We start from the raw sequence: 19,462 nt of genomic DNA, 5'->3' as shown, positions 1-19,462 counted from the left end.
GTCTCACAACCAGCCCTGGCGCTGCGCCTGCAGCGCCATCTGGAAACGGCTCGTGGCACCCAGCCGGGCCATCAGCACCTGGATCCGGCGGAAGAGCGTACGGCGGCTGACCCCGATCTCCCGGGCGATGACGTCGTCGCTCGCGCCGCCCGCGAGCAGCCAGAGGAGCCGGCGGTCGGCGGGCAGCAGTCCGGCGGGCAGCACGCCCGCCGGACGGGCCGTGCGGCCGTGGAACGGCAGGGCGCTCCGCCAGGTCTGCTCGAAGAGGGCCACGAGCGCGGAGAGCAGCCCGCAGGGCTGCACGACCAGCATCGTGTTGTGCACGTCGGCCTCCCTGATCGACAGGGACACCAGCGCGTACGCCTCGTCGATGATCATGAGCTTCACCGGGAGCTGCGGCAGCACCCGGGCCTGCTCGCCCGCCTCGATGCACGGCTCGATGACCGTCCGCATCTTGTCCGGATGCTCCAGGGACGCCTGGGAGTAGATGACCCGCTGGGTCACCCCCCGCGCCAGCGTCGCGAGCGCGTCGTCCGTCGAGCCCGGGATGGGCGTGTACGGAGGCGTGTCGAACTGCCGGATCTGCTCACGGGCACTCGCCCAGGCCTGCCGGCTCCGGGGACCGATCGCGTCGCCGGTCACGACCTCCACCAGATCGTCGTTGTACGCGGCGAGCCGCTGCCGCCGGAACGACTCGAAGGCGCCCCCGACCGTGATCCGCGACTCGTCGAGCTCGGCCGCCCGGTGCCGGCCCAGGATCTCCAGGCCCGCGGCCGGAGGCACCGGCGCCACCAGGTCCGGGCCCTGCGCCGCCGGGCTCGCCAGGCCCGCGTCGACCAGCTCCCCGTACGCCGCAGAAAGCTCCGCACCGTCGAGACCGGCCGCGGCACCGATCGCGCTCAGCGGCGCAGGCCCCAGCTCCAGGAGCCGGACGTAGACCCGCCGGGCCTCGTCGCCGATCCCCAGGAGCCGGAGCGCCTCACCGAGCTTCTCGTTCGCCATGGACCGCATTATCGACCGGCCCCGGCCGCCTCCGCCGCCCGGGTGTGGCCGATCCGTGCCACTGTCCGATCCGGGCGCCCCGGGGCCCCACGGCGGAGTACCGTCCGGGTGCCGCCGACGACCGGCGGCCCAGAACGTATCCGGAAGAAGGTGCAGGACGTGGCGAAGGGTCGCAAGAACGGCCTCTACAACGGCGTCTCCGAGGAGCTCTCCGCTCTGATGAGGACGGGGTGGGCGGACACCGAGCGGCACGATCTCGAACCGGCCGAGCAGGCACCGTACGCGGCCGGACGCCGCGCCGCGCTCTCCGCGCTCTTCCCCGGCGAGCGCCTCATCGTCCCCTCGGGCAACCTCAAGGTCCGCTCCAACGACGACACCTACCCGTTCCGCCCGTACTCCGGCTATGTGCACATGACCGGCGACCAGGCCCGCGACGGCGCGCTCGTCCTCGAACCCCGCGCCGACGGCGGCCACGACGCCTACTGCTACCAGCTGCCCCGCGACAGCCGCGACAACGACGAGTTCTGGATCGGCTACACCGCCGAGCTGTGGATGGGCCGCCGCCGCTCCCTCGCCGAGGCCGAGACCGTCCTCGGACTGCCCTGCCGCGACGTCCGCACCATCACCGAGGACCTGGCCGCCGGCTCCGGCCTGCCGACCCGCATCGTCCGCGGCATCGACCCGGCCCTCGAAGCCGCCGTCACCACCGACGAGGAGCGCGACGCCGAGCTGGAGGGCGCGCTCAGCGACCTCCGCCTCGTCAAGGACGCGTGGGAGCTCGGCGAGATGCGCAAGGCGGTGGACTCCACCGTCCGCGGCTTCACCGACTGCGTCGCCGAGCTCTCCCGGGCGATCGCCTCCTCCGAGCGGTGGATCGAGGGCACCTTCTTCCGCCGGGCCCGCCTGGAGGGCAACCACGTCGGCTACGGCTCGATCTGCGCCGCCGGCGACCACGCCACGATCATGCACTGGACCGACAACGACGGCCCGGTGCGCCCCGGCGAGCTGCTCCTCCTCGACGCCGGCGTGGAGACGCACTCCCTCTACACCGCCGACGTCACCCGCACCCTCCCCATCAGCGGCACCTTCACCCCCGTGCAGCGCCAGGTGTACGACGCCGTGTACGAGGCCCAGGAGGCCGGCATGGCCGCGGTGAAGCCGGGTGCCCCGTACCGCGACTTCCACGAGGCCTCCCAGCGTCACCTGACGGCGCGCCTCGTCGAGTGGGGCTTCATCGAGGGCCCCGTCGACCGGGCCTACGAGCTCGGCCTCCAGCGCCGCTTCACCATGGCCGGCACCGGCCACATGCTCGGCCTGGACGTCCACGACTGCGCCCAGGCCCGCACGGAGGAGTACGTCGACGGCGTCCTCGAACCGGGCATGGTGCTCACCGTCGAGCCCGGCCTGTACTTCCAGCCGGACGACCTGACCGTGCCCGAGGAGTGGCGCGGCATCGGCGTCCGCATCGAGGACGACCTCGTCGTCACCGAGGACGGCCACGAGAACCTGTCCGCCGGACTGCCGCGCTCCTCCACCGAGGTCGAGGCATGGATGGCCCGGTTCGCGGGCTGAGCATCCGTCGCGCCCACGAGGGGCCGGCCACGCGCACGCGTGCGGCCGGCCCCTCGTGTCGTCGGCGGGGACGGAGCCGAAAATCGGTGGAGCGGCACCCTCGGGCGCGCCTACCGTGCTGACGAACCCGTCGTCTGGGCAAGGACGTGCCGTTGTACACCGTGTGAGACCCCCGAGCGCTGATCGGTCGCGCGTCGCGTCGCTGCGCCGCGCTGCTTCCTGCTGCGGACTTCTCACCGAAACCGGTGTCCTTCTGTGCTCACCACCTGGTTCGTCATGCCCACCGGCCTTCCGCTCGTCCTCCGGCGTTGCCACACGTGCGCGTCCGAACGCTTCCGGGCGAACGGCAAGTTCCGTGTCAACGCCCACCACAAGCTCCTCGACGCCTGGCTCCTCGTGCTCTGCGCCTCCTGCGGGGAGACCGCGAAGCTCACGCTCCTGGAGCGGGCGAACGTGCGCTCCGTACGGCCCGAGCTGCTCGACCGCCTGCATGCCAACGACCTCTCCCTGGCAGCCGAGTTGCTCCAGGATCCGGCCGTCCTGCGGCGCAACCGCATCGCCCTCGACTGGGACGGCGCCTGGCGCCTGGACACGGGCGGGTCGGACCACCCGGACCGTGAGGTGCTGGACGTATCGGTCCGCTTCGCGGCCCGGATCCCCGTCCGGCCGACGCGACTGATCGCCGAGGGCTGCGGCCTCGCGCGGGCCGAGGTCGAGCAGCTGATCGCGGAGGGGAGTCTCGTCTCTGCGGTCCGGCTGAGCGGCAGGCTCTCCGGCGACTTCACCTTCACGCTGAAGCGCTGATCCCTCTCGGGCCGGGGTCCGTCCGTGCGGCAGAGCGGCCGCCGGACCCGGCCTCGGCTCAGGGCCCCGGCCTCGGCTCCGGGGGCTCGCTTGTCAGCTCTTAATGAAAACGATTATCGTCTCCCTTGTTCGCGCACACTCAACCACTTGCCCAAGGGGGGCTTCTTTTGCGTGCCTTCACGCGTTCTCTCACTCTCGCCGGAACCGTCGCCGCGACCCTCGCCGTCGGCGGACTCACCGCCGCCCACGCCGCCGGGACCACCCTCTCCACGGGGCACGTCGACGTCCTCGACGTCGAGTACGACGGCACCGGCCTCGCGCTCCACGTCCACGACGAGTCCGTGACCCCGGGCGTCGAGTACGCCCCGGCCGACGTCGTCCTCCGGGCCCTTCCGGCCGCCGCCTACACCGTGCCCACCGGCACCTGCTACAGCCACCTCGGCACGGCGGGAAGCACCGTGTACCGCCTGCCGCAGACCCAGAACGCCGACCTGCTCTGGCCCGGCATATCCGGCGAGCACCTCACCGCCGGCGTCTTCCGGAGCGACACGGTGCAGGTCAAGCTGGTCTCCCTGAGCGGGCCCGGCAAGCTCACCGTCTACAAGAACGGCCTGTGCCCCAGGAACAACCGCTCCTACGACAGCGGGGACGCCACCGTCGCCAACACCCGCGACATCGCCGCCGGAGAGCACGACCACGCCAACTGGGTCTTCACCAAGGCCGGTTCGTACACCGCGACCTTCGCCGTCAGCGGCACCCTGACGAACGGCACCCCGGTCGGCCCGACCTCCGCCACGTACACCTTCCAGGTCGGCTGACGCCCGCCCGCCCATGAGCCCCGCGCCGGGGGCGGGACAACCCGCCGTTCGAACCGCCCCCGGCGCGGCCGTGGCCTGCCCGTACGCACCCCCGAAGGAGCCGCCCCGTCATGCGGGCCCGCAACGCACCCTCCACCCCACCCGCTGCCGCGCTCACGGCCTGCCTCGCCCTCGCGGCCGCCCTCGCCCTGCCGTCCGCCGGACCACCCGCGCACGCGGCCGAACCGCCCCCGCGCGAAGCCCCCGCGGGCGAGCGCGTCGTCCTCGACGGCGGCCACCTCGACCTCGCCGCCCGACTGGCCGGCGGCCGCCTGGAGTTCCGCGTCAAGGACGGCACGGTCCCCGGCGCCACCGTCTGGCGCGAACCCTCCGACGTCCTCCTCCACTTCGACCCGCGCCACGAGATCGTGATCCCGCCGCGCGAGGAGGTCCCGCAGCTGGAAGGCTTCGGCGCGCCCGGCGCGAGCCTCTGGGTCGACAAGGACTTCGCGTCGACCGAAGGCCTCCTCTGGCCCGGCTGGAACACCCTCGGCATCGCGCCCGGCGACGTGACCGGCGGCGTCGAGGTCGCCTTCCCCGCGATCGACGGGCCCGGCCGGTTCGTCCTCGGCCAGTGGGCGGACGATCCCGAACTCGGCCTGCGCATCGGCGTCGACGTCGACAGCGCGAAGGCCGGGCACGGCACCGTCGCCCTGCCGGCGTTCACGCACGCCCACCCGCTGTGGATCTTCGACACGGAGGGCGTCTACCGGATCACCCTGGAGATGACCGCCACCCTGCCCTCGGGGGCCCGGGTCTCGGACCGGGAGACCCTCGCCGTCGCCGTGGGCGACGTCGACCCGTCGACGATCGAGCCGGGTGCGGGGGAGGGGACGCCTGAGCCCACGCCCACGTCCACGTCCACTCCGACTTCGCCGCCTACGCAGACTCTGACGCCTACGCCTACGTCCACTCCGACTTCGTCGCCCTCCGGTACGCCCTCGCCGTCCGGTACGCCCACACCGACCCGCACGCCGACCGGTGCGCCGGATCCGACGCCGGGCCCGACCCGTACGTCGTCGTCCCCCACGGCGGCGCCGACCCCCGTGTCCCCCTTCGACCCCCGGCCCACCGCCGCCGCCACGGGCCGTCATCAGCTGGCGGCCACCGGCGCGGTCCCGCTCGCCCTGCCCGCCGGCCTCGCCGGTCTCGCGCTCGCGGCCGGGGCCGTGACCGTCGTCCTCGTGCGCAGGAAGCGAGCGGCCCGATGATCACTCCCCGTACGACCGCGGCCCTCGCGCTCGGCGCCGTGCTGCTGGTGTCCGGCTGCGCCGGCGGACCCGGAGGCCGCACCGGCGGCAAAGCCGAACTGACCGTCTCCACGACCACCGCGATCGTCGCCGACCTCGTCCGCAACGTGGGCGGCGACCGCGTCGACGTCGCCTCCGTCGTGCCGCGGCACGGCGACCCCCACTCCTACGAACCCAGCCCCGGCGACGCCGCCCGCGTCGCGCGTTCGGACCTGGTCTTCAGCAACGGGCTCCTCCTCGAAGAGCCGGGGATCACGAAGATGATCCACACCAACGCCCCCGAGGGCGCCCCCAAGGTCCCCCTCGGCGAACGCCTCGAACAGTACGGCGGCTCCGCCATCCGGCTCGCGGAGGACCTCGGGCTCGACGTGCTCTGGCTGGGCTGGGCCGTCGAGGGCGAGGTGGCGGGCGACGGCTCCCACGTCCGGACGACGGCCACCGCGCTCGAAGGTCCCGGTGACCTCCACGTCTATCTGACGGACACCCTCGGCACCCCGCAGGTCGTCGTCGACTCCGCCGACGGCTTCGACACCAAGGACTCCTTCACCCTGCCGCCCGAGGCGCACACCCACGTCAACTGGGCCTTCAGCAAGCCCGGTACGTACCGCCTGACCGTACGGGGGCAGACCGAGACCCTGGACGGGGGGACGGCCCCGATCGGCGGCGGGACGGTCACCTTCGTCGTCGGCGGCGCCCCGGCGCCGGCCGGCAGGACCGTGCTCGACGGCGGCCACGCCGACATCGCGCTCGACACCCGGACGAAGTCGGTGCGGATCCGCTCCGACGATCCGGCGACCGGCCGGCGCGTGCACCGCTCCACGGACGACGTCGTCCTCTCCGTACCGCGGCGGGCCACGGAGACCGTGCCCCGCGAGGAGGCCTACCGCTTCCTCGGCAGGCCAGGCGCCACCCTGTGGGTGCTGCCCCAGGCCGTGCTCGGGCGCCATGTGCACGGCGACACCGACCCCCACACCTGGGAGGACGTCGCCAACGCCGAGGCGTACGTCCGCCGGATCCAGGACGAGCTGACGAAGGCGGACCCCGGGGGACGCGCCACGTACCAGCGCAACACCGCCCGCTACCTGAAGCGGCTCGCCGCCCTCGACGACGAGGTGGCGAGAACCCTCGGCCAAATCCCGGAGAAGAACCGGAAGTTGATCACCACGCACGACGCCTTCGGCTACCTCGCGCACGCCTACCACCTGGAGATCGCCGGCTTCGTCGTCCCGGTGCCCAGCCGGGAACCGAGCGCCGCCGAGATCGCGCGCCTCCGCGCCACGATCCGCGACCGCGAGGTCCCCGCCGTCTTCGTCGAACCCCATCTGGCGGCCCGCGCGGACGTCCTGCGCCGGGTGGCGGAGGACGAGGGCGTCGCCGTCTGCACGATCTACGGCGACTCCTTCGACGACAAGGTCCACGACTACGTCTCGATGATGCGCCACAACGCGAACGAACTGGCCCGCTGCCTGGGCCGGGAGGGGAGGTGAGCCCGATGCGGCTCGCACGGAACACGAGCGTCGCCCTCGCGGCGGCCGGGGCGCTCGCCCTCGGCGGTACGGCGATGGCCGAGCCGCCCGTGGAGGTGCCCGCACCCGTGACACCTGCTCCGGCCACGCCGGGGTGGGCCGATGGCGTGCTCGGGCTGGGCGGGGACGGGGTGATCGACCTCGACGACTCCCACCGGGTCGTGGGGGAGGACGGCACGGTCCGCTGGGAGTTCAGGCCCCCTTGGGACACCACGGCTCTCCCGGAGGGCGGATCGGTGCGCTGGTCCCTGACCGAGGCGGAAGGGCCCGGCACGGTGACCGTGCGCGGGGCGGAGGACGAGGCGTCCGGCGTGTGGTTCGACAGCGGTGACGGGCTCCCGGACGCGTCCGGGCTTCCCGCGGGCGGCCGGGGCGAGAGCCGCTGGGCCTTCTCGGCCCCGGGCCTGTACCGGATCGCACTCGCGGCGGAGGCCGAACCGGCCGGGACCGCCACGGCCGCGTTCACCGTACGGGTCGGGCCGGCCGCCCTCACGCCCGTGCCCCTGCTCGTGCCCGCCGCGAGGCCCGAGGCCCCGGTGTCCGTCGCCCGGAAGGCCGCTCCCGCGGCGCAGAAGGCCGGGACGGCGCGCACGGTCCTCGACGAGGGGCACGTCGACATCGCCGCGCGCGTGGTGGACGACGGGCTCCAGATCCAGGTCAAGGACGGGACGGTGCCCGGCCGGACCGTCTGGCGCGAGCCCTCCTCGCTGGTGCTCCGCGTCAAGCCGGAGGCCCGCCGGACCGTGCCGGCCAACCCGGACTTCGCCTTCCTGGGGAAGGCCGGCGAGCCCGTGTGGCTGCTCGACCAGGTCCAGCGGCCGGGGCTGCTGTGGCCCGGCTGGTCCACCGACAACATGGCGGCGGGCGCCACGCGGGGCGAGATCGCGTTCTCCCTGGTGAAGGCCGAAGGGCCGGGCCGCTTCGCCCTCTTCAACTACGACGGTCTCTCCGGCGCGACCGTCCGTTTCGCGAGCGCGGACGGGGTTCCGGACACCTTCGGCGTCCCGCAGAACACGCACGCGCACGGCGGCTGGGCCTTCGGCGCCGAAGGCACGTACCGGCTGACCCTCAGGATGTCCGGCCTCCTCGCGGACGGGAGCAGGACGAGCGACACCGAGACGTTCACCTTCGAGGTCGGCTCGGGCGGGCAGGGCGATCCCGGCGGGGGCGGGGGTTCGACGGGCGGATCGACCGCCGGCAGCCCGGACTCCGGTACGCGTACCAGTACGGGGACGACGTCAGGCTCCGGTACCTCTTCGGGCGGCTCCGCCACGGGCGGGGCCGCCCCGGCTGACAGTGGCACCACGGGCACGACCGGCCGTACCGGTGCCACGGGTGCCACGGGCGCCACCGGCAGCACGGGCGGCACCGGCCCCCGTGGCTCCATGGCCTCCACCGGTGCCGGGTCCACCGCGCTGCTCGCCGGAACGGCCGCCGTGCTCGCCGTCGTCGGTGCCGCTGCCGTCCTCGTCGGGCGACGGAGGCGCCGCGCATGAGCCAGGACCGAGAGGAGCTGCTGCGGGTCCGTTCCGTCTCCGTCGCGCTCGGCGGCCGGACGGCGGTCGCGGACGTCTCGCTCGCCGTGTCCGGCGGGGAGCTCGTCGGGCTGCTGGGCCCGAACGGCGCGGGCAAGACCACCCTTCTCCGCGCCGTCCTCGGGCTGATCGCCCCGTCGTCCGGCGCGGTCGACGCCCCGGGCCCCGTCGGCTACGTACCCCAACGGCACGAATTCGCCTGGGACTTCCCCATCGACGTGGCCGGAGCCGTGCTCAGCGGGCGCACCCGTACGGTCGGCCGGCTGCGCCGGCCCCGGCCGGGCGACCGCGCGGCGGCCGACGAGGCCCTGGAGCGGGCCGGTCTCACCGCGCTCCGCCGCCGGCCGATCGGCGAGCTGTCCGGCGGCCAGCGCCAGCGCGTCCTGGTGGCACGCGCCCTGGCCGCGGAACCCCGGCTGCTGCTCCTGGACGAGCCGTTCACGGGGGTCGACGTGCCGACCCAGGACCTGCTCAACGAGATGTTCGGCCGGCTCGCGGCGGAAGGCAGAGGGCTGCTCATGACCACCCACGACCTGGCGGCCGCCGCCCGGACCTGCACCCGGGTGCTGCTCCTGAACCGGACCCTCGTCGCCGAGGGAGGCCCCGAACTCCTCGCGGACGCCGGGCAGATGCTCCGGGCCTTCGGCCTGGACCGGACCGAACGGATCGGGGGAGCGGCATGAACGGGTTCCTCGCCCTCCTCGCCGAGCCCTGGTCGCTGCCGTTCATGCGGCGGGCCTTCGGCGTCGCCGCGATCGTCGGCCTCGTCTGCGGAGTCGTCGGTGTGTACGTCGTGCTCCGGGGGATGGCCTTCATCGGCGACGCCGTCGCCCATTCCGCCTTCCCCGGGGTGGCGCTCGCGTACGCCTTCGAGGGCAACCTGCTGCTCGGCGGCGCGGCGGCCGGGGTCACGACGGCGGTGCTCATCGCCTTCGTCTCGCAGAACCGGCGCCTCAAGGAGGACACCGTGATCGGGGTCTTCTTCGCCTTCGCCTTCGGGCTCGGCATCGTCCTCGTCTCGACCCGCGACAGCTGGACGACGGACCTGTCCTCGTTCCTGTTCGGGCAGGTCCTGGCCGTGGACACGGCGGACCTGTGGCGGGTGGCCGCCCTCGGGACGGTCCTGGTCGCCGTCGTCCTCGCCCTCCGGAAGGAGCTGGTCGCGGTCAGCCTCGACCGCGAGACGGCCCGGGCCTCGGGGCTGCCGGTCCTGCCGCTGGACCTGACCCTCTACGTGGTCGTGACGGCCACCATCGTCATGTCCCTGGAGGCCGTGGGGAACATCCTGGTCCTCGCGCTCCTCATCACCCCGGCCGCCACGGCCCGGCTGCTCACCGAGCGGCTGTGGGCGATGACCCTGCTGGCCTCGGTCCTCGGCTGCGCCGGGAGCCTCGCCGGGCTGTACGTGAGCTATGCGTACGACCTGGCGGCGGGCGGATCGGTCGTGGTCGTCCTCACCGGGTTCTTCGCGCTGGTCTGGCTGCTCGCGCCCCGCCACGGCCTGGCCGCACGCGCGCGCGTACGGAGGGGCCGGAAGTCCGTACACATGACCGGCCCGCGTGCGTCCGAACGAGAGAAACAGGCTCGGATGTTCACCGATTCAGGTGACTGCGGACGAGGCGAAACGTCCCTCCCCTCAGCGGGACGGCCACGCTCGACGTGACACATGGAGCCACCCTGTGGAGCGTCCGATGCAGTTGATCCCCCGTCATGACCCGTACCTCGTCGTCCGCTCGACCGGCGATCTCACGGTCGCCGCCCTCCGGGGCGAGCTCGACCTCGTCCTGGTGCGGCACCTGCGGCCCGAGCTCGACGCCCTCGTCCGGGAGTCCGACGCCCTGACCGTCGACATCCGGCGCCTCACCTTCTGCGACGCCACCGGGCTCGGACTCCTCGCCCACTGCGCCGGGCGCATGCACCGGCGCGGTGCGCGCTGGCGGCTCGTCTGCGACCAGCCGTGGATCCTGCGGCTCATCCGGCTGACCGAGCTGAGCGACGTCCTCCGGCCCGAGGCGGGACCGCCGGATCTCCTCGATCAGCCGGACGCGGTGGAGGGGCCGGACGCGGTGGGCCGGCCGGACCCGCTCGGCCTGCTGGACCCGGTCGGGCCGCTGGATCCGGTCGGGCCCCTGGATCCGGTCGGGCCGCTGGACCCGCTCGGGCCGCTGGATCCGGTCGGCCTGCCGTGTTCGGTCGGTCAGTCGGCCCCGCCCGCCCCGACGGGTCCGCTTCCCGTGGAGCCCGGGGTGACCAGACCCGTCTCGTAGGCGGCGATCACCGCCTGGGCCCGGTCCCGCAGCCGCAGCTTCTGGAGGATGCGGGCCACATGGGTCTTCACCGTCGCCTCGCTCAGCCGGAAGCTCGCGGCCAGTTCGGCGTTGGTGTGGCCGCGCGCCAGGGCCTCCAGGACCTCCAGTTCGCGCGGCGTGAGCGTGGCCAGTTCGCGGTGCGGGGCCACCGTCCGCGGCCCCGTCCCCGTCCCCGACGTGGCGAAGCGCTCGACCAGGCGCCGCGTGATCGCGGGGGCGAGCAGCGCGTCCCCGGAGCGGACCAGCCGGACCGCCGCCGTCAGGTGCTCGGGAGTGACGTCCTTGAGCAGGAAGCCGCTCGCGCCCGCCGCCAGTGCCGCGTACACGTACTGGTCGAGGTCGTACGTGGTGAGGACGACGATCCTCGGCGGTGTCGCCGTCTCGTCGGCGAGGATGCGGCGCGTGGCCTCCAGGCCGTCCGTGCCGGGCATCCGGATGTCCATCAGGACCACGTCCGGCCGGGTCCTGCGGACCGCCGACACGGCGGCGTCCCCGTCGGCGGCCTCCGCGACCACGTCGATGCCGTCGGCGGCGAGGATCATCCGGAAACCGGTCCGCACCAGCGCCTGGTCGTCGACGATCACCACGCGCGGAGCGTCGGCCACGGTCACGGAACCTCCCACGGAATCACCGCACGGACCCGGTACCCGCCCTGCGGGCGGCTGCCCGCGTCGAGCGTACCGCCGTACACCGAAAGCCGTTCCCGCAGTCCGAGCAGCCCGTGGCCGCCGCCCGGCTCCGCGGTCCGCAGCCGGCGGCCGCCCGTGTCGGACACCTCCACGCACAGCCGGTCCGAGCCGTACGCCACCGTCACCGACACCCGCGCGCCCGCCGCGTGCCTCACCGCGTTCGTCAGCGCCTCCTGCACCACCCGGTACGCGGCGAGGTCCACACCCGCCGGCAACTCCACCGGGACGCCGCGCACCGCCACCTCCACCGGCACCCCCGAGGAGCGCACCCGGTCCGTCAGCTCCGTCAGCCGGTCCAGGCCCGGCTGCGGGGCGAGCGCCACGTCGGCGGCCGGATCCGGGCCGTCCGCGGCCATCGTCAGCAGCCCCATCACGTGCCGCAGTTCCGACATCGCCGTCCGTCCGGCCGCCTCCACCGCGAGCATCGCCTCCCGGGCCAGGTCGGGGGAGGTGGCGAGGACCGTGCGCGCCGCACCGGCCTGAATCGTCATCATGCTCACGTTGTGGGTGACCACGTCGTGCAGCTCCCGCGCGATCCGGGACCGCTCCGCCTCCACCGCCCGCCGCAGCGCCGCCTCCTGCTCCTCCCGCAGCACCCGCTCCCGCTGCCGCCACAGATGGACGCCGTGCGAGGCGAGCGCGAGCGGCAGCAGGACGAGGACGGGCACCAGGTCGGTGTCGACGGCCGGGACCAGCGGGAAGACCGCGTAGAGCAGGGCGCCGGCCAGGAGCGACGCCACCACCGCCTTGCGGTGCGGGCTGTACATGGCCGCGCTGTAGGCCGCGACCAGCCCCGAGGCGAAGGTGACGCGCGTGGCGTCGTCGGCGGCGTCCCCCAGGTGCAGGACCACCGTGGCGACCATCACGAGCCAGTAGACGGCCAGCGGGAAGCGGCGCCGCAGTACGAGCGGCAGCGCGGTCAGCACCGCCGCCGCCAGTTCCCAGGCCTCCACCGGCGGCAGCACGTGCTCCACGGCGGGCACCGGGCGCGGGCCCTCCGGAGCCCCCGGTACGTAGGGGGGCGCGGGCGGGGTCGGGAGCTGCCCGGGCACCCGGGTCTTGCTCCCGGCCAGGTCCGGCCGGAGCTCCACGTACGAGCGGTTCATGTTCCCGACGAGGGTGGCGACCGTCAGCGACAGGGCCAGCAGCCCGTCGGCCAGCCACGCCCAGCGGGACAGCACGGGCGGCGCGCCGATGGTCCGCGACCCGCGCACCCGGGTCATGAGGTCCTCGTACCTGATCACCGCTGCAGTGTGCCAAGCGGGCGCGTGGACGCGAATCGCCCCGGAGGACCAGGGCGCCGTCCGCACGGTGTACATCGCGCGGATGACCCGCCCGCGTCTCCGCCGTCCACGGTACGGATCGTCGCCACCACGGCCGACGCGCCCGGCGGCGGGCCGCTCCTAGCGTCGGTGCGAACCCGCCCGCCCCCCAGCCCTGGAGGCCCCATGACGCCACGCGAAGCCGAGCCGCTCATCGACCTGAGCGAGGTCGGCAGGACCTACGACGAGGGGCCCGCCGCGCTCGCGGGGCTCGACCTGCGGGTGGCACGCGGGGAGTCGCTCGCCGTGCTCGGCCCGTCCGGCAGCGGCAAGTCGACCCTTCTCAACCTCCTCGCCGGCCTCGACCGTCCGAGCACCGGCCGGGTGACGGTCGACGGGCTCCGCGTCGACGCGCTGAGCGAGACGGCCTCCGCCCGCTACCGGCGCGACCGCATCGGCATGGTCTTCCAGTTCTTCAACCTCCTCGACGACCTCACCGTCCTCGACAACGTGCTGCTTCCCGCCCAGCTCGCCGGAACGGCCCGCGGCCGGGCGGCGGCACGCGCCGCCGAACTCCTCGAACGACTCGGCGTCGCCCGCCACGCGCGCGTGCACCCCGGCCGGCTCTCCGGCGGCGAGCGGCAGCGCGTCGCCGTCGCCCGCGCCCTGATGAACCGGCCGCCGCTGCTCCTCGCCGACGAACCCACCGGAGCGCTGGACACGGCGTCCGGCGCGGACGTCCGCGACCTCCTGCGCGGACTCAACGCCGAGGGACAGACGATCGTCCTCGTCACCCACGACCTCGCGCTCGCCGAGGCCTGCGCGACGCGCACGATCGAACTCGTCGACGGACGCATCACCCGCGACGTCCCGGCGGTGTCCCGATGAGCGCGCGTTCCGTCACCGGGAGCCCGAGCGGCGCGCAGCCCGTCACCACGACCCGAGGGGCCGCGGGGCGCGGGGGCGGCGCCCTCGGCCGGGTCGTACGGGCCGGGGTCGGGCGGCGTCGTACGCAGACCGCCGTGATGGTCCTGACCACGCTGCTCTCCGTCGCCTCCGCCGTCCTCGCGCTCGGTCTCCTCGTCGCCTCGGGCGCCCCCTTCGACCGGGCCTTCGCACGGCAGCACGGCGCCCATCTGACGGTGCGGTTCGACGGTTCCGCCGTCACCCCGGAGCGGCTCGCCGCCACCGCACGGGCATCCGGAGTGGCCGCCGCCTCGGGCCCGTTCGCCGTCACCTCCCTGCGCCTGAGCGCGGACCGGGCGGCCCCGCCGGGATTCGCACCGCCCCCGCTGACCGTCGTCGGCCGCGCCTCCGCAGCCGAGCCCGTGGACGCGGTGACCGTGACGGAGGGGCGGTGGGCCTCGGCCCCGGGGGAGATCGTCCTGGAACGGGGATCCGAACCGCCGAACGCGGGCCCGGGGACCCGGGTGACCGCCGGCGGCGTCACCCTCACCGTGGTGGGCATCGCCGAGTCGGTCGGCGAGAGCGCCGACGCCTGGGTCGTACCCCGGCAACTGACCGCGCTCGCCGGAGGACGGCCGCCCGCGCTCCAGATGCTCTACCGGCTCACCGCCGCCGACACCGCCGCCGACGTGACGGCCGGACAGCAGGCCGTCACCGCCTCCGTACCGGCCGGGGCGGTCACCGGCACCCGCTCGTACCTCGACGTGCGGGAGACCGCGCGCGCGTCCACGGCCGCCTTCGTGCCCTTCGTCACCGCCTTCGCGTTCCTCGGGCTCGCGATGTCGGTCCTGGTGATCGGCATCGTGGTGAGCGGCGCCGTCGGCGCCGCGACCCGCCGGATCGGGATCCTCAAGTCCCTCGGCTTCACCCCGTTCCAGGTGGGACGCGCGTACGTGGCGCAGGCGCTGATCCCGGGCACCGTCGGGGCCGTACTCGGCGTCGCCCTCGGGAACGTGCTCGCCGTGCCCCTCATGGCGGAGGTCGCCGAGGTGTACGGGACGACCGAGATCCTCGTCCCCCTGTGGGTGGACCTCGTCGTCCCGGCCGGCGGGCTCGCCCTCGTGGCCGCCACCGCCTTCGGGCCCGCCCTGCGCGCGGCCCGGCTGCCGACCGCGGCGGTCCTGCGCCTCGGCCCCGCCACCGGCGGCGGCCGGGGCCGTGCGATCCGCGGCCTGTTCGGGCGGCTGCCCCTGCCCCGGCCGGTCACCCTGGGACTCGCCGCGCCCTTCGCCCGCCCCGCACGGGCGGCGAGCACGGCCGCGGCGGTGACCTTCGGAGCCCTCGCGGTGACCCTCGCCGTGGGCCTCGGCAGCACGCTCGTCGCCGTCAAGGCCGACGGCGACCCGGACCGCGGCGGCGACGTCACCGTCCACACGGTCACCCTGGCCCGGGGGAACCCCGGCGGTCCGGCGGCCCTGCCGGGCAGGCCCGCCGACCCGGCCGCCGTCGCGGCGGCGATCGCCGGACTCCCCGGGACCGGCTCGGTGTACCGGACGGCCCGCACCCAGCTGGACGTGGCCGGGCTCAAGGGCGGCGCGCCCCTCGTCGCGTACGAGGGGGACACGGCCGGCAGCCGTCACACGATGGTCGCCGGGCGCTGGTTCGGGGCCACGGGGGAGGCCGTCGCGGCGACCCGGTTCCTGCACGCCACCGGGGTCCGCCTCGGGGACACCATCACCCTCTCCGAGCAGGGCCGCACGGTCCGGATCCGCATCGTCGGCGAGGTCTTCGACCTCGGCGACGACGGCATGACCCTGCGCACCGCGGCGGCGTCCGTGGCCGCGCTGCGCGCCCGCTACCAGCCCGCCGACTTCGCCGTGTCCGTCACCGGGGGCACGGACGCGGCGCGCTACGCGGAGCGCCTCGACGCCGCCGTGGCACCGCTGGGGGCGGAGGCCGCCGTCACCGAGGGGAGCAAGTCGAGCGTCATCCGGGCGATGCAGGCCCTGATCGTGATGCTCACCCTGATGCTGGTCGCCGTCGCCTGCCTCGGCGTCCTGAACACGGTGGTCCTCGACACCCGCGACCGCGTCCGTGACCTGGGCGTCTTCAAGGCCCTGGGGATGACCCCGCGGCAGACGGTCGCGCAGGTCCTCACCTCCGTCGGGGCCGTCGGCCTGGTGTCGGGCCTCGTCGGCGTGCCGCTCGGGGTGGCCCTCCACGGCCGGGTGATGCCGGCGATGGGCCGCGCGGTCGGCACCACGATCCCGCCCGCCGACATCGACGTCTACGGCACGCCGCTGCTCGTGCTCCTCGCCACGGCGGGCGTCGTGATCGCGACGGCCGGCGCCCTGCTCCCCGCGGGCTGGGCGGCCCGGACGGCCACGGCGCGGGCGCTGCGGGCGGAGTAGCCGGGGGCGGCCTCGCGGCGGGCGGCGCCGTCCCGCCTGCCCGGCCGCCCCGCCGCCCCGCCGCGATACCGTCGCGGCATGTCTGAAGTCCGGTTGACCACGCCTTCCTTCCTCGTGCTCGGCATCATCGACAAACTGGGCGAGGCCAGTCCGTACGACGTGAAGGTGGAGGCCGCGCGGACGGTGGCCCCGTTCTGGTCGATGCCGCACGCGCAGGTGTACGCGCAGTGCGACCGGCTCCTGGAGGCGGGGCTGCTCTCGGAGGTGCGGCAGCCGGGGGGCCGCAACCGGCGCCTGATGAGCCTCACGGAGGAGGGAACGGCCGCTCTGCGCGGCTGGCTGGCCGACCCCGCCTTCGTCCCGGTCGAGGCGCGCGAGCGGGGCATCCTCAAGCTGTGGTTCGGCGCCAGCCCGCGCGTCCACGCCCCCGTCCAGATCGACGAGCACCGCAAGACCCTGGACCAGTACGAGGGGCTGGCCGACGAGGTCGGCGAGTTGCTGACGCGCGGGCAGCGCGAGGCGCTGGAGTTCGGCATCCGCTATGAGCGGATGATGGTCGATTTCTGGCAGTGGGTGGAGCGCCGCGAGCCCTGAGTTCGCCGACGACAGCTTGTTACCGACCGGTTGACCCCGGTCGTCTCCCGCCCTACCTTCCTCCATAGTCCAGACAGGACTATCGGTGAAGGGGGACCGCCATGGCGCGTACGACCGGCACGAGACGGGGGTGGGGGAGGGCGGCCACCCTCGCGGTGACCGTGGTCTGCCTGACGTACGCGCCGATCGCCATGACCGAACTCTGGCCGTACGCGAGCCCGGGAGCACCCGCCGTCGGCGAGTGGCTGCTCGGCCGGTCCGTCTCCCCGGAGTTCGTCGCCGAGGCCGTGCGCGACCGGATGGGACCGTACGGACGCAGCCTGGTCCCTCTGATCGTGCACTCGGTCCTCGGCGGTCTCCTCATGCTGCTCGGCCCCGTACAGCTGCTCTCCGCGGTCCGGCGCCGCATCCGGCTGCACCGGATCACCGGCACGGTCTTCGCGGTCACGGTGTACGTGTCGATGGCGGGCGCCGCCCTCTACCTGGTGCGGACCCCGCCGGCGGAGGCCTTCAGCGGGGCCGCGTTCTGGATCGTCCTCGCGACGATCCTGGTCGGCACCGTCGGCAGCGTGACCTTCGGGATCCTCGCCGCCGTCCGCGGCTTCCCGGACCTCCACCAGCGCTGGCTGCTGCTCTGCTACGGCTTCCTGATGACCGCTCCGCTGCTGCGGCTCGAATGGGGAGTCCTGCCCTCGCTCTACCCAGGGCTCGACCTGCGCGACATCAACCGCGTCGCGATCATGCATCTCGGGGCGCTCGTCTCCTTCGGTGCGCTGCTCGCCTCCCGCGCCCTCGACCAGCGGGCCGCCGTCCCCGGCCTGACCGGCACCTGGTGCCCGCTGCCGGTGCGGGTGGCCGCCCATCTCGCGGGCGCGGCGGGCCTGGTGTGGATCACGGTGGCCTTCCTCGGCGAGGGAACCGCCGGGCGGCGCCTGCTCCTCGCGTACCTCGTCCCCTACGCCGTGATCTACGCCGTCATCGCCGTCCGGGCGGCCCGCGCCGGCTCCCGGGGCGCGGACTGGGCGCGCGAGGAGTGGTCGCTGCACCTCGCCGCCCTCTGCCTGGCCCCCGCCTTCTCGGCGGCGACCGTGCCCGTACTGGAACGGACCCTGGGCCTCGACCGGATCACGGCGCTCGTCGCGGGCGTCGGCATCGGCTGCGGCATGCTCGCCTACGCGGCCGTCACCGTGGTGAGCCTGCGGATCCTGTACGCCCGCGAAGTCCTCAGGCGGCAGCGGGAGTTCGCGGACCTGCCGACGGCTCCGGCGAAGGCCGAGCCCGCCCTTGAAGGAGGCCGGGGATGAGCACCGCAACTCCCGGGGGCCGTGCCCTCTCGCCCGCCGTGGTGGTCCTGAGCGGCGTCGTCGGAGGCATCAGCGCCACCGTCGGCACCCTGCTCGCCGTGGCGAGCCTCACCGGGCACGCGGCGGGCGCCTGGGTGTCGCCCGAGGCGCTCAGCCCCGGTCTCGTCGGGGCGGCCATGGCGGGGGTGGCACCCGCGCTGTTCACCGTCGGCCGGGCCCGCGTCTGGGAGGAGGTCCGATGCCTGGTGCTGCCGCTCGCGATCGTCCTCGTCGGCCTCTTCACGGTGACCCTGCTGAACGCCGGAAGCCTCCAGGCCGTACGCGGCGGCCCGCTGTTCCTCGCCCTGTTCAGCCTCGGCTGGGTCGCCACCCTCGGCGTCCTCGCCCTCGCCGCCGTCGGCTGCCTGGCGGCGCAGTACCGCAGACGGCCCGCCGGCGCGGAGGCGTCGGGCCGGCGCCCGGTCGCCCCGCTGCCCGCCTGGTCGAAGCCGCCGCTCGCCGTACTCGGCTCGGGCTGGCTCGGCATCGGCGCCGGCCTGCTGTTCTTCCCGGCCTTCTGGGGCGCCCTGCTCCCGTGGACGGTGAACCGTGCCGACGCGCAGGGCCTCGGCGTGTGGGCGCTCGCGCTCGGCGTCGGCGTCCTCGGCTCCCTGGTGGAGGACGACCTGGCCCGTATCCGCCCCGCGCTCAGGGCCGTCCCCGCGGTGGCCCTGGCCCTCGCCGTGGTCCTCGGCGCCCGCGCCGCCACGGTCGACTGGGCCTCGGGCCCGGGAGCCGCCCTCGTCACCCTGGTCGCCGGACTCTTCGCCACGGGCGCCTCGGGCCACTGGCTGCTGACCCGAGCCGTCCGGCGGGGCGAGGACACGGCGCTCTAGACGGACCGGCCGGACTTCCACTCGTGGGCGAGCTGACCGAGCAGGACCTCGTCGAGGAACTCGCCGAGGACCCAGGCCGAGGAACGCAGCACGCCCTCGCGGACGAAGCCGTTGCGCTCGGCCGAGCGCAGCATCGCGTGGTTGTCCGCGAGCGTCTCGATCTGCAGCCGCTGCAGGCCGCGCACGATGAAGCCGTAGTGGCAGAGGACCGCGACCACGTCGGTGCCGTGGCCCTTGCCGCGGGCGGACGGAAGCAGCCCCAGGCCGATGTGCGCGGACCGGCTGTGGTTGTCGATGCCCCAGAGGTTCGCGCTGCCGATCAGCGTGCCGCCCTCCAGCTCCACGATGGAGAAGGAGACGTTCCTCTCGTTGGTGTCGTCCACCACGAGGCGCGGGTCCTTCGAGCCGGGCGTGATCGGCCGCCAGGGCGCGGCTTCGGCCCGCGAGCCGTTGACCACGTCGTCGTAGAGCTCGGTCCGCAGGATCGGGATGTCGTCCTCGTGCCGGGCCCTCAGCCCGATCGTCGTACCTTTCAGCATGCGGGTTTCCTATCGGACCGGACGCAC

Annotated in this window: 18 protein-coding genes; 14 read left to right on the top strand and 4 right to left on the bottom strand. The window is 74.5% G+C overall.

Annotated features, from left to right (window positions below; genetic code table 11):
* Positions 1-3: 3 nt before the first annotated feature.
* Complete coding sequence (locus tag AB5J54_RS06095; protein WP_369142867.1) at positions 4-1,002, bottom strand: LuxR family transcriptional regulator; 999 nt, start codon at positions 1,000-1,002, stop codon at positions 4-6.
* Positions 1,003-1,161: 159 nt separating this feature from the next.
* On the opposite strand from AB5J54_RS06095, the gene AB5J54_RS06090 reads away from it, so the two are divergent.
* From AB5J54_RS06090 to AB5J54_RS06050, 9 genes are all read left to right on the top strand, one after another.
* Positions 1,162-2,574, top strand: coding sequence for an aminopeptidase P family protein (locus AB5J54_RS06090; RefSeq protein WP_369142866.1), 1,413 nt, complete (start codon positions 1,162-1,164; stop codon positions 2,572-2,574).
* A 255-nt stretch (positions 2,575-2,829) separates the two neighbouring features.
* Positions 2,830-3,378 carry a DUF1062 domain-containing protein gene (locus tag AB5J54_RS06085; protein ID WP_369142865.1) on the top strand — a complete coding sequence of 183 codons (549 nt, stop codon included), beginning with the start codon at positions 2,830-2,832 and terminating at the stop codon, positions 3,376-3,378.
* A gap of 167 nt (positions 3,379-3,545) precedes the next feature.
* Positions 3,546-4,196 carry a choice-of-anchor M domain-containing protein gene (locus tag AB5J54_RS06080; RefSeq protein ID WP_369142864.1) on the top strand — a complete coding sequence of 217 codons (651 nt, stop codon included), beginning with the start codon at positions 3,546-3,548 and terminating at the stop codon, positions 4,194-4,196.
* 110 nt (positions 4,197-4,306) lie between these two features.
* The gene (locus AB5J54_RS06075) at positions 4,307-5,446 is read left to right on the top strand and encodes a choice-of-anchor M domain-containing protein (RefSeq protein ID WP_369142863.1); all 1,140 of its coding nucleotides are present in this window, start codon (positions 4,307-4,309) and stop codon (positions 5,444-5,446) included.
* Positions 5,443-6,972, top strand: coding sequence for an anchored repeat ABC transporter, substrate-binding protein (locus tag AB5J54_RS06070; protein ID WP_369142862.1), 1,530 nt, complete (start codon positions 5,443-5,445; stop codon positions 6,970-6,972). Before AB5J54_RS06075 ends, AB5J54_RS06070 begins: the two co-directional genes overlap by 4 nt.
* A gap of 5 nt (positions 6,973-6,977) precedes the next feature.
* On the top strand, positions 6,978-8,507 hold the full coding sequence (locus AB5J54_RS06065) for a choice-of-anchor M domain-containing protein (protein ID WP_369142861.1): 1,530 nt from the start codon (positions 6,978-6,980) through the stop codon (positions 8,505-8,507).
* Positions 8,504-9,229, top strand: a complete 726-nt coding sequence (locus tag AB5J54_RS06060) for an anchored repeat-type ABC transporter ATP-binding subunit (RefSeq protein WP_369142860.1) — start codon at positions 8,504-8,506, stop codon at positions 9,227-9,229. Before AB5J54_RS06065 ends, AB5J54_RS06060 begins: the two co-directional genes overlap by 4 nt.
* Positions 9,226-10,209 carry an anchored repeat-type ABC transporter permease subunit gene (locus AB5J54_RS06055; RefSeq protein WP_369142859.1) on the top strand — a complete coding sequence of 328 codons (984 nt, stop codon included), beginning with the start codon at positions 9,226-9,228 and terminating at the stop codon, positions 10,207-10,209. The genes AB5J54_RS06060 and AB5J54_RS06055 overlap by 4 nt, the downstream gene beginning before the upstream one ends.
* A gap of 28 nt (positions 10,210-10,237) precedes the next feature.
* Positions 10,238-10,813: an STAS domain-containing protein gene (locus AB5J54_RS06050; RefSeq protein WP_369142858.1), complete on the top strand. Its 576-nt coding sequence runs from the start codon at positions 10,238-10,240 to the stop codon at positions 10,811-10,813.
* On the opposite strand, the gene AB5J54_RS06045 is transcribed toward AB5J54_RS06050, so the two are convergent.
* Together AB5J54_RS06045 and AB5J54_RS06040 are read right to left on the bottom strand one after the other, a co-directional pair.
* The gene (locus tag AB5J54_RS06045; protein ID WP_369149233.1) at positions 10,744-11,460 is read right to left on the bottom strand and encodes a response regulator; all 717 of its coding nucleotides are present in this window, start codon (positions 11,458-11,460) and stop codon (positions 10,744-10,746) included. The two genes, AB5J54_RS06050 and AB5J54_RS06045, sit on opposite strands and share 70 nt — an antisense overlap.
* Before the next feature lie 2 nt (positions 11,461-11,462).
* On the bottom strand, positions 11,463-12,788 hold the full coding sequence (locus tag AB5J54_RS06040) for a sensor histidine kinase (RefSeq protein ID WP_369142857.1): 1,326 nt from the start codon (positions 12,786-12,788) through the stop codon (positions 11,463-11,465).
* Positions 12,789-12,992: 204 nt separating this feature from the next.
* Here AB5J54_RS06040 and AB5J54_RS06035 point away from each other — a divergent pair, with 204 nt between their 5' ends.
* The 5 genes from AB5J54_RS06035 to AB5J54_RS06015 all read left to right on the top strand — a co-directional run bounded on the left by AB5J54_RS06035 (position 12,993) and on the right by AB5J54_RS06015 (position 18,896).
* Complete coding sequence (locus tag AB5J54_RS06035) at positions 12,993-13,694, top strand: ABC transporter ATP-binding protein (protein ID WP_369142856.1); 702 nt, start codon at positions 12,993-12,995, stop codon at positions 13,692-13,694.
* Entirely contained in the window at positions 13,691-16,123 is a 2,433-nt protein-coding gene (locus tag AB5J54_RS06030) for an ABC transporter permease (protein ID WP_369142855.1), read from the top strand. The genes AB5J54_RS06035 and AB5J54_RS06030 overlap by 4 nt, the downstream gene beginning before the upstream one ends.
* Before the next feature lie 78 nt (positions 16,124-16,201).
* Entirely contained in the window at positions 16,202-16,717 is a 516-nt protein-coding gene (locus tag AB5J54_RS06025) for a helix-turn-helix transcriptional regulator (RefSeq protein WP_369142854.1), read from the top strand.
* Positions 16,718-16,818: 101 nt separating this feature from the next.
* Positions 16,819-18,021 carry a DUF2306 domain-containing protein gene (locus AB5J54_RS06020; RefSeq protein ID WP_369142853.1) on the top strand — a complete coding sequence of 401 codons (1,203 nt, stop codon included), beginning with the start codon at positions 16,819-16,821 and terminating at the stop codon, positions 18,019-18,021.
* Positions 18,018-18,896 (top strand): hypothetical protein, encoded by an 879-nt coding sequence (locus AB5J54_RS06015; protein WP_369142852.1) that lies wholly within the window; start codon positions 18,018-18,020, stop codon positions 18,894-18,896. Before AB5J54_RS06020 ends, AB5J54_RS06015 begins: the two co-directional genes overlap by 4 nt.
* Here AB5J54_RS06015 and AB5J54_RS06010 read toward each other — a convergent pair.
* Positions 18,893-19,435: a GNAT family N-acetyltransferase gene (locus AB5J54_RS06010; RefSeq protein ID WP_369142851.1), complete on the bottom strand. Its 543-nt coding sequence runs from the start codon at positions 19,433-19,435 to the stop codon at positions 18,893-18,895. The genes AB5J54_RS06015 and AB5J54_RS06010 overlap by 4 nt on opposite strands.
* Between the last annotated feature and the right edge of the window lie 27 nt (positions 19,436-19,462).

This window comes from Streptomyces sp. R44, from assembly GCF_041053105.1.
Lineage (GTDB): Bacteria > Actinomycetota > Actinomycetes > Streptomycetales > Streptomycetaceae > Streptomyces.
The sequence above is the reverse complement of the archived record's forward strand: the minus strand, read 5'-3'. Positions and strand labels throughout refer to the sequence as shown.

Bases quoted from the DNA above. Each gene is read 5' to 3' on its own strand.
- AB5J54_RS06095 (WP_369142867.1), bottom strand. From the start codon at position 1,002: ATGGCGAACGAGAAGCTCGGTGAGGCGCTCCGGCTCCTGGGGATCGGC.
- AB5J54_RS06075 (WP_369142863.1), top strand. From the start codon at position 4,307: ATGCGGGCCCGCAACGCACCCTCCACCCCACCCGCTGCCGCGCTCACG.
- AB5J54_RS06070 (WP_369142862.1), top strand. From the start codon at position 5,443: ATGATCACTCCCCGTACGACCGCGGCCCTCGCGCTCGGCGCCGTGCTG.
- AB5J54_RS06065 (WP_369142861.1), top strand. From the start codon at position 6,978: ATGCGGCTCGCACGGAACACGAGCGTCGCCCTCGCGGCGGCCGGGGCG.
- AB5J54_RS06060 (WP_369142860.1), top strand. From the start codon at position 8,504: ATGAGCCAGGACCGAGAGGAGCTGCTGCGGGTCCGTTCCGTCTCCGTC.
- AB5J54_RS06055 (WP_369142859.1), top strand. From the start codon at position 9,226: ATGAACGGGTTCCTCGCCCTCCTCGCCGAGCCCTGGTCGCTGCCGTTC.
- AB5J54_RS06050 (WP_369142858.1), top strand. From the start codon at position 10,238: ATGCAGTTGATCCCCCGTCATGACCCGTACCTCGTCGTCCGCTCGACC.
- AB5J54_RS06035 (WP_369142856.1), top strand. From the start codon at position 12,993: ATGACGCCACGCGAAGCCGAGCCGCTCATCGACCTGAGCGAGGTCGGC.
- AB5J54_RS06030 (WP_369142855.1), top strand. From the start codon at position 13,691: ATGAGCGCGCGTTCCGTCACCGGGAGCCCGAGCGGCGCGCAGCCCGTC.
- AB5J54_RS06025 (WP_369142854.1), top strand. From the start codon at position 16,202: ATGTCTGAAGTCCGGTTGACCACGCCTTCCTTCCTCGTGCTCGGCATC.
- AB5J54_RS06020 (WP_369142853.1), top strand. From the start codon at position 16,819: ATGGCGCGTACGACCGGCACGAGACGGGGGTGGGGGAGGGCGGCCACC.
- AB5J54_RS06015 (WP_369142852.1), top strand. From the start codon at position 18,018: ATGAGCACCGCAACTCCCGGGGGCCGTGCCCTCTCGCCCGCCGTGGTG.
- AB5J54_RS06010 (WP_369142851.1), bottom strand. From the start codon at position 19,435: ATGCTGAAAGGTACGACGATCGGGCTGAGGGCCCGGCACGAGGACGAC.